This is a genomic window from Sorangium aterium, from assembly GCF_028368935.1.
GTDB lineage: Bacteria > Myxococcota_A > Polyangia > Polyangiales > Polyangiaceae > Sorangium > Sorangium atrum.
In genome coordinates, this window is record NZ_JAQNDK010000001.1 from 2,977,405 (window position 1) to 2,991,949 (window position 14,545).

Annotated in this window: 13 protein-coding genes, 1 tRNA gene and 2 pseudogenes; 5 read left to right on the plus strand and 11 right to left on the minus strand. The window is 69.3% G+C overall.

Annotated features, from left to right (window positions below; all coding sequences use genetic code 11):
* Window positions 1–5: 5 nt before the first annotated feature.
* A complete protein-coding gene (locus POL72_RS10890; RefSeq protein WP_272095030.1) occupies window positions 6–923 on the minus strand; it encodes a TIGR01777 family oxidoreductase in 918 nt (305 codons plus the stop codon).
* Window positions 924–1,052: 129 nt separating this feature from the next.
* Between POL72_RS10890 and POL72_RS10895 the strand changes: the two genes are divergently transcribed.
* A complete protein-coding gene (locus tag POL72_RS10895; protein ID WP_272095031.1) occupies window positions 1,053–2,147 on the plus strand; it encodes a hypothetical protein in 1,095 nt (364 codons plus the stop codon).
* Window positions 2,148–2,232: 85 nt separating this feature from the next.
* Here the strand turns inward: POL72_RS10895 and POL72_RS10900 are convergent, their stop codons facing one another.
* Window positions 2,233–3,006 (minus strand): acyl-CoA desaturase, encoded by a 774-nt coding sequence (locus POL72_RS10900; protein WP_272095032.1) that lies wholly within the window; start codon window positions 3,004–3,006, stop codon window positions 2,233–2,235.
* Window positions 3,007–3,176: 170 nt separating this feature from the next.
* Here POL72_RS10900 and POL72_RS10905 point away from each other — a divergent pair, with 170 nt between their 5' ends.
* On the plus strand, window positions 3,177–3,953 hold the full coding sequence (locus POL72_RS10905; RefSeq protein ID WP_272095033.1) for a phosphocholine cytidylyltransferase family protein: 777 nt from the start codon (window positions 3,177–3,179) through the stop codon (window positions 3,951–3,953).
* Window positions 3,954–3,967: 14 nt separating this feature from the next.
* Here POL72_RS10905 and POL72_RS10910 read toward each other — a convergent pair whose 3' ends face one another.
* Both POL72_RS10910 and POL72_RS10915 read right to left on the minus strand, forming a co-directional pair.
* Entirely contained in the window at window positions 3,968–4,957 is a 990-nt protein-coding gene (locus POL72_RS10910; protein ID WP_272095034.1) for a D-cysteine desulfhydrase family protein, read from the minus strand.
* Window positions 4,958–5,096: 139 nt separating this feature from the next.
* The gene (locus POL72_RS10915; RefSeq protein ID WP_272095035.1) at window positions 5,097–6,833 is read right to left on the minus strand and encodes a hypothetical protein; all 1,737 of its coding nucleotides are present in this window, start codon (window positions 6,831–6,833) and stop codon (window positions 5,097–5,099) included.
* Window positions 6,834–7,061: 228 nt separating this feature from the next.
* Here POL72_RS10915 and hutH point away from each other — a divergent pair, with 228 nt between their 5' ends.
* The gene (gene hutH / locus POL72_RS10920) at window positions 7,062–8,606 is read left to right on the plus strand and encodes a histidine ammonia-lyase (RefSeq protein ID WP_272095037.1); all 1,545 of its coding nucleotides are present in this window, start codon (window positions 7,062–7,064) and stop codon (window positions 8,604–8,606) included.
* A 107-nt stretch (window positions 8,607–8,713) separates the two neighbouring features.
* Window positions 8,714–9,061, plus strand: coding sequence for a hypothetical protein (locus POL72_RS10925; protein WP_272095039.1), 348 nt, complete (start codon window positions 8,714–8,716; stop codon window positions 9,059–9,061).
* A gap of 252 nt (window positions 9,062–9,313) precedes the next feature.
* Here POL72_RS10925 and POL72_RS10930 read toward each other — a convergent pair whose 3' ends face one another.
* The 3 genes and pseudogenes from POL72_RS10930 to POL72_RS51635 all read right to left on the minus strand — a co-directional run.
* Entirely contained in the window at window positions 9,314–9,514 is a 201-nt protein-coding gene (locus tag POL72_RS10930; protein WP_272095040.1) for a hypothetical protein, read from the minus strand.
* Window positions 9,515–9,960: 446 nt separating this feature from the next.
* Window positions 9,961–10,043, minus strand: a tRNA-Leu gene (locus POL72_RS10935).
* A 205-nt stretch (window positions 10,044–10,248) separates the two neighbouring features.
* Window positions 10,249–10,872: pseudogene (locus POL72_RS51635) on the minus strand (tyrosine-type recombinase/integrase); the annotation flags it as partial.
* On the opposite strand from POL72_RS51635, the gene POL72_RS10945 reads away from it, so the two are divergent.
* Complete coding sequence (locus POL72_RS10945; RefSeq protein WP_272095042.1) at window positions 10,813–11,448, plus strand: hypothetical protein; 636 nt, start codon at window positions 10,813–10,815, stop codon at window positions 11,446–11,448. The pseudogene POL72_RS51635 and the gene POL72_RS10945 sit on opposite strands and share 60 nt — an antisense overlap.
* A 185-nt stretch (window positions 11,449–11,633) precedes the next feature.
* Here the strand turns inward: POL72_RS10945 and POL72_RS10950 are convergent.
* The 4 genes and pseudogenes from POL72_RS10950 to POL72_RS10965 all read right to left on the minus strand — a co-directional run.
* A pseudogene (locus POL72_RS10950) lies at window positions 11,634–11,735 on the minus strand (IS5/IS1182 family transposase); the annotation flags it as partial.
* 42 nt (window positions 11,736–11,777) lie between these two features.
* Window positions 11,778–12,881, minus strand: coding sequence for an NHL repeat-containing protein (locus POL72_RS10955; protein WP_272095043.1), 1,104 nt, complete (start codon window positions 12,879–12,881; stop codon window positions 11,778–11,780).
* A gap of 889 nt (window positions 12,882–13,770) precedes the next feature.
* Window positions 13,771–13,971 (minus strand): hypothetical protein, encoded by a 201-nt coding sequence (locus POL72_RS10960; RefSeq protein ID WP_272095044.1) that lies wholly within the window; start codon window positions 13,969–13,971, stop codon window positions 13,771–13,773.
* A 169-nt stretch (window positions 13,972–14,140) separates the two neighbouring features.
* The gene (locus POL72_RS10965) at window positions 14,141–14,521 is read right to left on the minus strand and encodes a hypothetical protein (RefSeq protein ID WP_272095045.1); all 381 of its coding nucleotides are present in this window, start codon (window positions 14,519–14,521) and stop codon (window positions 14,141–14,143) included.
* Between the last annotated feature and the right edge of the window lie 24 nt (window positions 14,522–14,545).

A 14,545-nucleotide genomic window follows, 5' to 3' on the forward strand; every position in this document is an offset into this window, starting at 1 on the left:
GGCGCTCAGCTGCGGAGGATCGACTCGAGCGCGGGCACGATGCGGGCGTAGCGGAACTTGTATCCGAGCTCTTCCGCCCGCCTGGGATAGACGCGCTGCCCGGTGGTGATGATCTCCGCCGCGTCGCCCATCCCCAGCTTCACCACGGCCTCGGGCACGCGGAGCCACGACGGCCGGTGGAGCACCGCGCCGATCGCCTGCGCGACCTCGTCGCCGGTCTGCGCGTACGGCGCGGTCATGTTGAAGGGGCCGCGCACCGCCTCGTTGTCCAGGGCGAGCAGGGTCATCCCCACGACGTCGTCGCGGTGGATCCACGAGATGACCTGCTTGCCGTCGCCGACGGGCCCGCCCAGGAAGAACCGGAAGGGGGCGATCATCTTGTCGAGCGCGCCGCCGCCCTCGCCGATCACGACGCCGATGCGCAGCTGCACCGAGCGGACGCCGTGCTGCTCCTCGACGGCGCGGGCCGCCTCTTCCCAGCGGACGACGACGTCGGCGAGGAAGCCCTCGCCGGGCGCCGCGTCCTCGTCGAGCACCTTCTCGCCCGGCTGCGGGCCGTAGTAGCCCACGGCGGACGCGCAGAGGAACGTGCTGGGCTTGCGCTTGGCCTTGCCGATCGCCTCGCCCATGAGGCGGGTCGTGTCGATGCGGCTCCTCACGATCTCGCGCCGCGCCTCCTCGGTCCACCGCTTGACGATGGTCTCGCCCGCGAGGTGGACGACCGCGTCCACGCCGTCGACCTCCTCGAACCACGCCCCCGGGGCGTCCGAGCTCCACGACACGACGCGCGCCCCGGGCAGCGCCGCCTGCGTCCGCCCCACGTCGCGCGTCAGCACCGTCACCCGATCACCCCGCGCAAGCAGATCCTTCACGAGACCGCGCCCGATAAACCCGCTGCCGCCAGTGACAAGAACCGTCTTCACGCGATCTATCTATCACGGCTCGGACGGAGGCGGGGCTTCCCTGTCGAGCGCCATCCTGGGCGCGCTCGGACGGCCGGCAGCTGTCCAGTCGTGACGCCGAGCGCTGGAGACGGTAAGACGCCGGACGTGATGGATGACCTAGAGACCTTCAAGAAGCTTCCTCTCGGCGGCCTCGATCGCCGCTCGCTCGTGGGCTCGCTGGCCGAGCACGGCGCGCGCGTGGCGACCGAGCAGCTCGCGGCGCACCGCGCCCGTATCAGCCCGGCGGGCGCGCGCATCGCCCCGGACACAGCGGTGCTGATCCTGGGCGGCTCGAACGGCATGACCCGGGCGCTCGCCCTGCAGCTGCTCTTCGGGGAGCGGGCCGCGGTCTTCGCCGTGCACTTCGACAGCGAGAAGATGCAGATCGGCCCGCACCACGTGAAGGCGATCTCGGACGCGGCGGAGGCCGAGGGGCTCACCGCGCGCTTCTGGAACAACGACGCCACGAGGCCGCAGGTGATCGACGAGGTCGTCGCCGCGCTGAAGGAGCGGTATCGGGCGGTGCACCTCGTGAACGGCATCGCGGCGGGCGCGATGAAGCGGTACGCGGAGCACGGGCCGACCAAGGTGAAGGACCTCGACGTCGCGTTCGATCCGGTGCTCCAGGTCCCTGATTTCTCGCGCGCGGAGAACATCCGCAAGCTCGGGCTCGTCGAGGTGGACGTCGCGAACGAGGCGGACATCGAGCGGACCAACAAGTTCATGGGCACGTCGTCGCTCTTGTGGGCCGAGCCGCTCGCCGCGGCGGGGCTCATCGCGAAGGGCGAGAGCGTCGTGTCCTTCTGCGACTACGACTACCCGAGCGACGATCCGGTCTACGCGATGGGCCCGCTCGCCGGCGCGAAGATCCTGCAGCGCAAGACGATGGCGGAGATCCAGGAGCGGTTCGGGGCGAAGACGGCGCGCATCTGCTATCCGGCCCTGGCCACGACGGCGCTCGGGGCGATCCCCGGCGGGCTGCTGATGTACGGGCTCAGCACGCAGATCTTGAAGGAGCGCGGGCAGTTCAAGGACGTCATCGATCTCGCGCGCGAGACGATGGAGATCTGGCGCCCGAGCTGGGATGGGAGCGATCTGCGGGTGGACGCGGCCTACCAGGCGTGTCTGCCGGAGTTCAACAAGCGCAAGGAGCAGATCGGTCCGAAGGACGTCCCCGGCGCGTTCCGGCAGCTGTTCGGGTGAGCCCTTGCGCGCGGGGCCTCGGCTCCGCGCGCAGCGCTTCACGGCCGGCCGCGCTGCTCGCGCGGCCGGTACCCCGCTCTACCCTTCAGCCTCCGGCCTGCGCGACCTCGGGCTCGAGCCGGGCGACCTGGCATTTGTCGGACAGGCGGATGATCCCCACCCAGGCAAGCACGCGGATGACCTGATACGCCGGGTCGATCTCGAACCACCGCACCGCGAAGTTCGGGCTCATCGAGTACTTGTGGTGGTTGTTCTGGAAGAGCTCGCCGAGCGTCACGAAATCGAGGACCAGCGTGTTGCGGGAGTCGTCGTCGCTGTTGAAGTTGCGGTAGCCGTAGCGGTGGCCGCACCAGTTCACGATCGCTCCGTGCAGCGGGCCCATGGTCCAGTGGAGCGGGAGGAAAAGGAACTGCCACCAGTGCGAGGCGAAGGCCACGTAGAAGAGCACGTAGCCGGTGCCCCACGCGAGCCGGCCGATCCACGCGTTGCCGATGCGGTCGAGCGTGGGCCACTCGGGGTAGCCGCCGAGGAAGCGCGGCTCCACGTCGGCTGTGCGGTCGTAGATCGCGTCGTAGCGGTGCGCGGTGTCCAGCATCATCCGGACGACATTCGAGTAGTACCGCGGCGAGTGCGGATCCTTCGGCGTGTCGCTGTACGCGTGGTGCATGCGATGCAAGATCGCGTAAACCCAGGGCACGAGGTACGACGAGCCCTGCGTGAGGTACGTGAGGAAGTGGAAAATCCGCTCCCATGGCTTCGACATCGTGAACATCCGATGCGAGGCGTACCGGTGCAGGAAGAAGGTCTGGAAAAAGACCGAGAGCGTAGAGTGGGCGATGAGGACGATCGCGATCTCCATGTTCGCGTCCTAACCCGGTGACGCGCGGCAGGGGGTCAGCTCACGGTCACGATTCCGTAACGGGCCCCGGGTCCGCGCGGCCTCGGGTCACCTCTATGTCCGCGGGATTCCGCGGGAATCCCCGTGATTGTCCGTGATAAACCGAGTCCGTTCATGGTAACAGCGGTGTCGTGAAGGCCGTGATCATCGGTGCGGGCCGGGGCAGCCGGCTGCGTCACCTGACCGAAGAGCTGCCGAAGACGCTGGTCCCGATCCTTGGCCGCCCGATGCTCGACGGCATCCTCGAGGCGCTCGCCGCGGGCGGCTTCCGGCGGTCGGATATCGTGTTCGTCTGCGGCTACAAGGCCGACGTCATCCGGGCCGCCTACCCGGATCTGACGTACGTCGAGAACCGCGACTGGGAGCAGAACAACATCCTTCTCTCGCTCCTCTGCGCGCGCGAGCACCTCCAGGGCGGCTTCGTCTCGACGTACGCCGACATCGTCTACCGGCCCGAGATCGTGGCGGGGCTGGTCCGCTCTCCGCACGACATCGCGCTCGCCTGCGACACGGACTGGCGGCGCCGCTACGTGGGCCGCTCGCAGCACCCCGAGACCGACGCCGAGAAGCTCCGCGCCGGCGGCGCCGAGGGGGATCGCGTCCTCCAGATCTCGCGCCGCATCCCTTCGGAGTCCGCGACCGGCGAGTTCATCGGGGTGATGAAGCTCTCGGCGCGGGGCGCCGGGCAGTTCCTGGCCGCCTTCGACGCCGCGCGCGACGCCTTCTCGAATCGGCCGGAGTTCCGCGAGGGCCGCACGTTCCAGCGGGCCTACCTCATCGATCTGCTCCAGCACATGATCGAGTCCGGCGCCGACCTCCGCAAGCTCGACACCCACGGCGGCTACATGGAGATCGACACCCTGGAAGACGCGTCGATGGCCGACGCGTGGTGGCGCGGCGCGCCCTGAGGTTCTGACCTGTTCTAGAGGGCGTCGGCGAAGGTCGCGCCCTGGGCGAGGAGGCCGGGGAGGCCGCCGGTGTGCAGGAACAGCACCCGCTTGCCCGAGAGCTCGCCTCGCTCGGCCAGGTCCCAGAGCCCGGAGAACGCCTTGCCCGTGTACACGGGGTCGAGGACGAGGCCCGACAGCCGCGCCACCTGGAGGATCCGCGCTCGCTGCTCCGGCGTGGACACCCCGTAGGCAGGGCCCTTCGCCGAGTCGTCGATGACGAGGTGGGCGGGCGAGCCGAGGCGCGGCTCGAGCGCGCGCGCGTCGTCCATGATCCCGACCACGATCCGCGCGAACGTCGCCCTGTCGTCGCAGACCGCCATCGAGCGCACCTCGCCGGCGACCTCGTAGCGGGCCGCGCCGAGCGCCGTGCCCGCCGCCGTCCCGCCCGAGCCGCACGCGTGCACGATGACGTCGAACGGCTTGCCCCCCGCGAGGCCGAGGTCGAGCTGCTTCCGGATCTCCTCCATCGCGCGCACGTAGCCGAGCGCGCCGAGGCCGTTCGAGCCGCCCTCGGGGATCACGTACGGCCGGCCGCCCGCCGCGCGGATCTCGGCGGCCGCCTCGGCCATCAGGGCGCTGCGGTCCCTGTACGCCTCGGGCGAGATCAGCCGGATCTCTGCGCCGGCGAGCCGGTCGAGCAGCACGTTGCCCTCGAGCGGCGCGTGGGCCGACGGGTCGCTCGTGCGCAGGAACAGCACCGAGCGCAGGCCGAGCGAGGCGCTCACCAGCGCGGTCGCGCGCGCGTGGTTCGACTGGAGGCCGCCGCAGGTGATGACGCGGTCGGCGCCCTCCTCCCGCGCGGCGGCGAGCAGGTACTCGAGCTTGCGGATCTTGTTGCCGGCCTCCGCGCCCGCGGTCATGTCGTCGCGCTTCACGTAGAGGTCGACGCCGAGCGCCTCGGCGAGCCGCTGCGGGCGCTGGATCGGTGTCGGAAGGTGGCTCAGCGCGAGTCGTTTGCGCATCGTTTCTCTCCGCTGTCTGCCAGGGGCGCCCGCTGCTGCGCGCGGGCGGCCCTCGCAACCGCCCTCTAGCATCCTGGGCGGCCCTCGTCTGCTGTGTCGCGCGCGAGCTCGACCGAGGGCCCGGCGAGCCCTGGCGGGCTCAGTGGATCACGCCCAGCTTGAGCGTGAGCAGGTACTGATCGGGGAGCTCGGCGCCCGCGGCGTCGTCGAAGGCGCCGCCCGGGAACAGGACCCCGGCCTCGGTGCCGAACTGGAGGGTGACGAGCCTGCCCATCGCGATGCGCGCGTCGACGCCGAGGTCCAGCTCGACGCCCAGATCGCGGCGGCGGCTGTCGCCGCCGTCGTAGTTGGCCAGGCTGCCGCCCGCCCGCGGGGCGCCGTAGGGATCGACCAGATCCGAGGTCGCCTCGGCGATGACCGCGCCCGCCTTGAGGTCGAGCCAGCGCGCCGGCCGCACGATGATGCGCGGGTTCACGTAGGCGGCGCCGGGCACGCCTCCCTTGGACGGCATCGACCTGATGCCTGGCTCGGGGGACGCGGCGAAGAGCTCCCGCTCGGCGATCGTGGCCGCGCGCGCGGTCTTCCAGGCGAGCACCTCGTCGAACAGGAGGAGCCCGACGTTGTGGCTCGGGTCGAAGGTGAAGCGCCGCGACACGCCGTCCGTCGGGTCGTCGTCGCCCGAGGCGTAGCCGGCCTCGATCTCCGTGACGACGCGCCCCCACCGCGCGGCTGGCCGCGCCCCGCGGCCCGCGACGTGCACCGCGCCGAGCGTCGCCGCGCCGCCGACCGAGCGCACCGTCACGGGCGAGCGCCCGAACGCGTGGCCGGAGGGCGGCGGGGGCCCGCTCGGGGCGAACGACGCCGCCCCGAGGATCACCGCGGCCTCGAGCTCGCCGTAGACGTGGGCGCGGCCCCCCGGCACCGGCGCGTTGAATCTGCCTGCCACGTCGAGGATGCCGGACGTGAGCACCTCGCTGAACCGGGCCGGGCTCGTCTTCGCGCGGCGCTCGCGCGCCTGCCGCCGCATGGCGCCGTAGATCCCGATCTCGCCGCGCCGCTCTCGCCAGAGCGCGGACACGACCGCCTGGAAGGCGCGATCGCCCTCGCCTTCGTCCTGCCCTTCGACGTCGTTGCCGAGCAGGTCGGCCGCGTTGTCCTCGAACACGAGGTCGCCCGCCACGGTCACGTGGAGCGGCCCGCCCTTCCCCATCGGCGTGGCCGCGAAGAGGACGCGTTCCATGAGCGATCCGCGCTCGTAATCGCCGAAGACGCTCGCGTGCTCGCCGTCGTTGACGACGAGCCCCATCCCCCAGTGCGCGCTCTGCTGGCCCACCCGGACGACGCCGAGCGCCCACGGCACCTCCAGGTAGAGGGCGCGCGGGTGCACCTCGTACCACGCCAGGGCGGCGCGCGCGTCGCGCACTTGCTCGACGTCACGCGTGGTGTCCCCGGCGATGAGGCCCCGGGCGACGTCGATCTGCGCCACGATCGAGGCCTTGTCCTTGAAGTGGAAGCGGGGCGAGAGGCGCAGCCAGTGGGCGATGTACTGGCTCTGCCCGAGCGTCGTCGCGCCCGGAGCCGACAGGGGCGGCGCCCGGAGCGGCAGATCGCTCATGGCGCGGTAGCGGAGCTGGTACTCGCCCTGAAAAGAGAACGTCGATCGGGTGGGATCCGGCGGGGGCGGCGGCTTGCGGCCGGTGTCGAGCACGAGCCGCTCCTCGAAGTCATCGACGGCCGGCGCGGCCGGCGCGGCGGGCTGAGCCGCACTCGGAGAGCTTCGCCCAGCGCTCGCTTCCTCGACGGGCTGAGCCGCGCTCGGCGAGGCGAGCGCGACAGCAAACGCAAGGGGGGCGAGGGTGACGAAGGCGAAGCGCATCGGAAGCAAGCAGCCGCTCACCAGCGCCCGGCCGGGAACGCGCGCCCGAAGGATAGGCGGATCGATCCCCGCGGGGCACTGGATTCTTCTGCCAACGGCGCGCAGCTGGCTTTTCGCGGGGCATCCGCCGCTCTAGCGTGCGCCTTCGTGACCCTTTCCACGCCGAGCGCCGCCGCTGGTTCTCCTTCTTCGCCGCCTCCGTCGGATCCGTCGGATCCGTCGCGTCCGTTGCTCCTCGGCCGCCCGCTCTCGCTCGCGGATCTCGAGCAGGTCGCGCGGCGCGGTCGTCCGGCGGCGATCTGCGCCGAGGCGCGCGAGCGGGCGGCGGCCTCGCGCCGCGCGATCGACGCGATCGCGGCGGCGGGCGACGCTGCGCCGGCGGTGTACGGGATCAACACCGGCTTCGGCGCGCTCGCGGAGACGCGCATCGCGGATCACGACATCCGGGCGCTCCAGCGCAACCTCGTGCGGAGCCACGCCTGCGGGGTCGGGCCGGAGCTCGGCGAGGCCGAGGTGCGCGCCATGATCGTCCTGCGCGCGCAGGTGATCGCGCTGGGGCACTCGGGGGTGCGCACGGAGGTGCTCGATCTGCTCGCCGCCCTGCTCGAGCGCCGCGTGAGCCCGCGCATCCCTGCGCAGGGGTCGGTCGGCGCGTCGGGCGATCTGGCCCCGCTAGCGCACCTCGCGCTTGTGCTCATCGGCGAGGGGGAGGCGCGCTTCGAGGGGCAGCTCATGCCGAGCGCGGTGGCGCTCGCGAAGGCCGGCCTCGCGCCGATCGAGCTCGCGGCGAAGGAGGGGCTCGCGCTGATCAACGGGACCCAGTACATGACCGCGCTCGGCGCGCTGGCGCTGCGGGACGCGGCCGCGCTCTGCACGGTCGCGGACATCGCCGGCGCGGTGAGCCTCGAGGCGCTGATGGGCTCGAAGCGCCCGTTCGACGAGCGGCTGATGCGCGTCCGCCCGCACCCGGGCCAGGCCTGCACGGCCGGCAACCTGCGCGCGCTGCTCGGGGGCAGCGAGATCATGCAGAGCCACGCGGACTGCCCGAGGGTGCAGGACGCCTACTCGCTCCGCTGCATGCCCCAGGTCCACGGCGCGACGCGCGACGCCGTCGCCTGGGCCGCGGAGGTGCTGACCCGCGAGGTCAACAGCGTCACGGACAACCCCACGGTGTTCCTCGGGGATGGACCGGATGGCGGCGCCGAGCTGATCTCGGGCGGCAACTTCCACGGGCAGCCGGTCGCGCTCGCCCTGGATCTTGCCGCGATGGCGGCGGCGGAGCTCGCGAACATCAGCGAGCGGCGGGTCGAGCAGCTGGTCAACCCCGCGCTCTCGACCGGGCTCACGCCGTTCCTGGCGCCGCACAGCGGGCTGCACTCGGGGTTCATGATCGCCCAGGTGGCGAGCGCCTCGCTGGTGAGCGAGAACAAGGTGCTCTGCCACCCTGCGAGCGTCGACTCGATCCCCTCGAGCGCCGGCCGCGAGGACCACGTGAGCATGGGCAGCATCAGCGCGCGAAAGCTCGCGCAGGTGATCGAGAACGTCCGGAGCTCGCTGGCGATCGAGCTCATCACGGCGGCCCAGGGCGTGGACCAGCGGCTCCCGCTGCGCCCCAGCGCGGGCGTCGCGGCCGCCCACGCCGCCATCCGCCGCGTGGTGCCCGGGCTCACCGAGGACCGCCCCCTCTACCGCGACATCGCGGCGGCCGCGGAGCTCATCCAGAGCGGGGCGCTCATCGCCGCGGTGGAGGAGGCAGTGGGCCCGCTCAACTGATTATTTCTGTTACTGAAGTTACATCTGATACGATTTAGAGGAAATCTTACGCGAGATAAGGGAATGCGATCGGTCCATTGCGGGGCGAGTTGCTGTACATTGGCTCAGTGCCCATTCCGGTCAGCGCCCCGCCGTTTCCCTTCGATGCCGTGCGGGATCTGCTCGGGGTGGTGCGGACGATCTACGCGGCGGCGAAGGAGGGGGGGTCGTCGCGGGAGGAGCTCGCTCGCATCGCGCAGGTGGGCAAGGAGCTGAGCCGGGCGCTGGATCTGGCCGGCTCGCCCCAGCAGGGGGCGTCGGGGCTGTCGGCGGCGTGGAAGGTGGCAGACAGGGCGATGCTCCAGGTGAACGACCTGGTGGATCCGCTCACGCCGGCGGCGCCGCTCCTGATGGCGGCCCGGAGCCGGGTGACCGGGAGCCGGCTGACGCTGCGGAGCAAGCCGCAGGGGCGGTAGGCGGCTGGGGAGTGGGGAGGCCGCTGGGGGCGGCAGGCCGCGGGGGGCGGAAGGCCACCTGGGCGGGCGCGGGAGAGCGCTCGGACGGGAGGCCGCCGGGGCGGCTTTCCTGGATGAATCAGCCCCCGAAGCGCGATTCTCCGAGCGATGCGGAGAACTGCCGTCTTGCCAGGAGCGGGAGAGGGAGAGGGAGAGGGAGTAGGGACAGTGTCGGCCAGCGTCCTTCGGTGGCCTACTGTAGGGCTGGAATCGTCAGCTGCGACCGAAGAACCTGCGGCCACGCGACCGCTCGGCGTCGCGCCGGATGCCCTGCATCACCACGCGGATGAGCTCACGGTTGTAGGCGCGCCTGTCGTGGCGCTTGTGCTCGGGCAGCTTGACGCCCAGAGCGTGTGCGAGACGTTCTACGTTCTCTACCTTCGCCTCGCGCAGACAGTCGATGTCCAGATCCATGGAGTGGCGCTCCCATTACTCGAATCCACTCGGCTTGTCGAGCCCAGAGGACACGAGCGTGGCTGCGCGCCGTTTCCCATCGGGTTCCCGCCGGACCATGGCAGGCTCCCATCAGACCGTGACGGGCATGCGGCGTCCCGGGCACGTCGGCGCCACGAAGCGCGAGGCGCGCCCTGCGCGACCTGGTCCCGTTCGAGGCGGCGAGCAGCTCAGGTGAGCCGCTGGGTGCGGGGTCGAGGTCGACCCCGCCGCTTCCCGCGCGGTTCCCCCACACCACGAAGCGCGCTGCGCAACCTCGGGCAACCTCGGAGGGTGTGAGGTTCCGGGGAGCCGGGGTGCTCTGGGCAGGGTGAGGATCAATCGAGCTGGCGGCTCCTGGGCGATGGGGGTGCCGCGGCTCCAGAGCGCGTCACCGCCCGCCTGCTCGGTGCGCCGCACTTACGAGGTAGCCCCGCCCGGACTCGAACCGGGACGCCCGCGAGGGCCGCGGATTTTAAATCCACCGCGTCTGCCATTTCGCCACGGGGCCATGTTGTTGATATTACTTTGATTTTTACTTTTGGGAGCCCACGCTCGCCTTCGTCTGTGCCGTTTCCTGTGCCGTTTCCGGCGAGCTCGGGGATCGCCTGGGCGAGGGAAGCTAGCTCGCCAAGGCCCAGCTCTGCAAACGTCCTGGCGGCTCGGCGGTATCTCTGGATCATCACGCTCGATCGATGGCCAGTTCTGTCGGCCACCCAGGTCTCGCTGCGGCCGTTCGCCAGGGCAACAGTGATGAAGGTTGAGCGCGTGTCGTGGGCGCGGACTTGCTGGCGCTCGTCAGAGTCCTCGAAGAGCTCTGGACGGTCGATACCGGCGAGTTGGAGGTGGGAGCGAAGTCGCTCGGCGGCGTGCTCGACGCTGAAGCGTTCGCCATCCTCGTTGACGAAAAGCGGGGCGGATGGTGATGGGTTGCCGCGGAGCGCGAGCCAGGCGCGCAGCGCCTGTGGCACGCCGGGCGAGAGTGCCCAGGCGCGGGGGTCGTTCGTCTTGTTCTTCTCGAGGCGCAACGCACCGCGATCGAGGTCGACGTCCTGCACCTGGAGGCGCGCCGCCTCGCTGATGCGCGGGCCTTCGCGGTTCAGGAAGCCCCAGAGGACGCGCCAGCACAGCGGGATCGCGGTGCTGGCCAGCAGGCGCGCGTCCTCGTCGGGGTAGAGACAGGCTTTCGCCTTCGCGGGGCCGAGCTTCGGGAGGAAGCCGCGGGGGAGCGGGTTGGTCGCGAGGAGACGGCACGGGAAGACGGCCATCGCCATGAGCCGGTGCAAGAGCTGCGCGATGTGACGGCGCGACGCGGGGGACATCGGCGGGAGCGCACACATGACACGCTCGGCGTCGTCAAGCGTGAAGGCCGCGACGGGGACGTGGCCGGCAATCGGGTAGATGTGGCGGTCGAAGCGGTAGACGTCCTGCTCCACGCTGCGCTTTGGCTTGACGTGGTCGGGGTACATGCGAGCGAGCTCGCCCGAGGTCCAGAGCTGGCCGAACTGCTGGATGCTGACCTGCTTCGGTACCGAGCTGCCGCCGGGGACGACCTTCGCTTGTGCGCCGCCCTTACAGATGACGTCGACCGCCGCGATGACGTCGCGGAGCGCCCTGCCCTCGTGTACCGCCGCACGCTCCAGCAGCGCAACGATCGCGTCGCGTGTGACGTTGGGCGAGGCGCGCAGCCGCACGGCCAGGTCGGCGACGAGCTCCTTGCGCTGCTCGGCCTGCTTCTCGGTCAGCTTAGGGTCGAGCGGGAAGCTCTCCCGGTCGTTGTCGCCGACGAGGACGCGGACGTAGAGCCGCCCAGCGTCGTTGCGGAAGAGCGATCCGGTGGGCTTGCGGGGCATGGTGCCCACTGTTCTACCGCGATTCGCGGCCGCGCTCACGCCTGGGGCGGCCCGCCGGCGTAAGGCGAGCGGGAGGCCGACCACATGGCGTCGACGATCGTCGGAAGCCGCGTGAATGTGGACCGGTCAACCCCCGGGTCCCGGGCTGCCGGTGGCGCGAGCCAGCGGGATCTCGCCTGTCGCGGGGGCGCAAGTCAGCGCCGCAGCCGCCGAGGAGTAGTTTCAGATGCCGGTCGCATCGACTGCGCCCACTGGCAACCCGTCCGTAGAACGAAGAAGATGGCGTCCATGGCCAAGCAATCGACCACGCGCGGGTTGTGCCAGCTGAGTGGGTGCGCTTTGCGCGGCGGCTGGATGGTTACCATCTCTACCCAGATGGTATCGGGGATACTTTAAGGCAAGAACTTCGCCACGAATATATCGTAACCACCGGTACTTGCAAGTGATCCCAGGCCGAAGTCGATGGTACTGCGAAAGCCGCCGATCAGCAGTACGTTGCCGTGGCTATCGGTTGCGACGCTCATGGCGTACTGCTCACTTGAATCACCGAGCGTCGCACTCCACGTGTGGGCACCGTCGGAAGAGAACTTTGCGATGTACACGTCGTTAGACCCCTGGGTAGGCAAGGAGCCGTGTCCGAAGTCGATGGGGGCATCGGTGAATGCACTGATGATTATGTTCCCCGAAGAGTCCACCGCGAGACCTCGTGCCGCCTGAAAACCGGACGCGCCAAACTTTTTCGCCCATACAAAGTTTCCGAACTCATCAAACTGCGCGAGAAGGGTATCCCAAGGAGCATCGCTGACAAGCGGGCCGCCGCCGAGGTCCACCCTGCCGTCGAACTCGCCAACAACGCTGATACGGCCCTTAGCGTCTACGACGACTCGCGTGGCATTCTGGTCCTTAACATCACCAAACCGTTTACTCCAGACATGATTTCCAGCAGCATCAAATTTGGCAATAAACATATCTGCCGCACCAGCACTGGTGAGAAGCCCGCCGCCGAAGTCCACGCTTCCTTGAAAGTAGCCCGAAACAAACACATTGCCTACCTGATCGGCTGCGACGCCCATCACACCGACCGCAAAGGCCTTGCTCCATAGGCTCGTGCCGTTGGAATCAAACTTCGCGATGAAGCTCGATGAGTCTGCGCTGTTGAAAGACCCATTTCCAAGATCGATCGTCCCCGTGAACCTGCCGACGGCGACGATGTTGTTACTGCCATCGACGGCGAGACGTGTGGTCGATTGGGCGGACGCATCTCCGAACCGCTTGCTCCAGACGTGACCACCTTCGGCATTCAGCTTGACTACGAACGCATCCGCACTCCCGGCGCTAGTTAAGAGATCTCCCCCAAAGTCTACCTGCCCGAGGAAGTCTCCTGCGATCACAACATTGCCAAGAGAGTCATTGATAACGTCGTACGCTCCTTGAAATTCCGCGTCACCAAAACGCTTGCTCCATAGGTGGGAGCCGAGAGGATCGAGCTTTGCCACGAAGACATCCGTACCCCCCGCGAACGAAATCGGACCTCCGCCGAAGTCAAGGACTCCTTGAAACCAACCACCAAGCACGATGTTGTTGCTCTGATCAATAGCCACTACGCTTGATGTCTGATCAGATCCATCGCCGAAGCGCTTGGCCCACAATGCCGTCGGGGCGCAGGATGGGATCGTGCCATCGCAGTCGTGGTCTCCTGGAGAGGCACAGGTCTCAGCGAAGGGCACGATCTCGCCAAGGCATGGCCCATAAGCCGTTCCGGACCTGTTACACGTGTGAGTGCCGGGCACGCACATGCCAACACCGCTCGTACCGGGTGGACCGGAGTAGCACTGCCCAGACGAATCCGGAATGCAAACGCAACCTGCGCCCTCCTCGTTCGTCTGGCCGTCACAATCGTCATCTACCGCGGTGTTGCAGGTCTCCGTGGAAGGAATCACTTCCCCCGTACAAGGGCCATACGCCGTTCCCTGAACGTTGCAGATCTGAACGCCTCCTTGGCAGACGCCAAGGCCCTGCGTTCCAGGCGGCCCGGAATAACAAGCGAGTAGAGAGTTGGGAATACAAAAACCCCCGCTTCCACCCACGCCCGGACCACCACCACTATTCCCGCCGCTAGCTCCTCCGGCGCTGTCCTGTCCGCCGCCCCCCTGCATTCCGGCGCCTCCGGGCCCCTCGTCGTCGCCGCCCGCTGCGCCTCCCGCGGAACCACCGACAATGCAGCCGCATGGCAGGTAGCCGGTACCATCTGCCATGCAGGCCTGCGCGCCTTCTGATCCACCGGGGCAAGCGCACGCGATCTGCTGCCCAGGAATACAGAGGTGGCCCGTACCGCTCGTCCCAGAGGCGGTCGTCGAGCCCGTCGAAGCAGTGGTCCCGCTTGTGTCATCTGCGCCGCACGCCGCGTAGCCAGCACCAAGAATCGTCAGAGAAGCGGCCAAAACAGATCTGCGCACGAAATGCCTCCTTGTACCAGGTTACCAGCTCACCGACGAGCGTGTCACCCAGCAGCAGCGCGTGCGCGCCCTCTTCGATTTTCGAGGCAGAACCGGTGGTAGCCGCGAACTCGATCGAACGCGACGACACATGACGCCACGCATCATCACCCCCGGTCCTACCCCGCCATCGTGCCGTGCGCGAGATGGGTGAGGCGAGCACTTCGGGCGCTCTGGGGCACGTCGGCCCTGGCTCGATCCGAATTAGCCGTTGTCGATGGAGGGCCCGTCCGGCGTTGGTAAAGCCGAGCGAGCCATCTCTACTTCGACGGCAGCATGCCACGCCTCGCGCCTTCGGAAGGAGCGGTCCCTCGGGCGGCCCGCGGCTGCCGGACCGGTTCGAGACCGACAGCGGCCAGCACCGCGGCAACCCCCGTCCGCTCGTCCTCCGCCGCGGCTTGGCGCGGTCCCGGGTCCCGAGCCAGTGCCTGGAGGTAGGCGACGAACGCCTCCCGCCGGACCAGGCGCATCTTGCCGAGCTTCGTAACCGGCAAGGGAAAGCCCGGCGCGCGGATCGTGTCGAGGAAGACGCGCGCCGGGATCCCGGTGACCGACTCGACGTTCTTCTGCGAGAGCAACTCCGGCTGCGGCGCTGTGAGCGTGAGCCCGTCCAGCGGGATCGCGAGCGTCGCCGTTGCCATAGCGGGCTGGGCAAGCCCTCTCGG

What these genes read in the sequence shown, in the direction of transcription:
- POL72_RS10895 (WP_272095031.1), top strand. Translation starts at nt 1,053, where the DNA reads ATGGATGACCTAGAGACCTTCAAGAAGCTTCCTCTCGGCGGCCTCGAT.
- POL72_RS10900 (WP_272095032.1), bottom strand. Translation starts at nt 3,006, where the DNA reads ATGGAGATCGCGATCGTCCTCATCGCCCACTCTACGCTCTCGGTCTTT.
- POL72_RS10910 (WP_272095034.1), bottom strand. Translation starts at nt 4,957, where the DNA reads ATGCGCAAACGACTCGCGCTGAGCCACCTTCCGACACCGATCCAGCGC.
- POL72_RS10915 (WP_272095035.1), bottom strand. Translation starts at nt 6,833, where the DNA reads ATGCGCTTCGCCTTCGTCACCCTCGCCCCCCTTGCGTTTGCTGTCGCG.
- POL72_RS10930 (WP_272095040.1), bottom strand. Translation starts at nt 9,514, where the DNA reads ATGGATCTGGACATCGACTGTCTGCGCGAGGCGAAGGTAGAGAACGTA.
- POL72_RS10965 (WP_272095045.1), bottom strand. Translation starts at nt 14,521, where the DNA reads ATGGCAACGGCGACGCTCGCGATCCCGCTGGACGGGCTCACGCTCACA.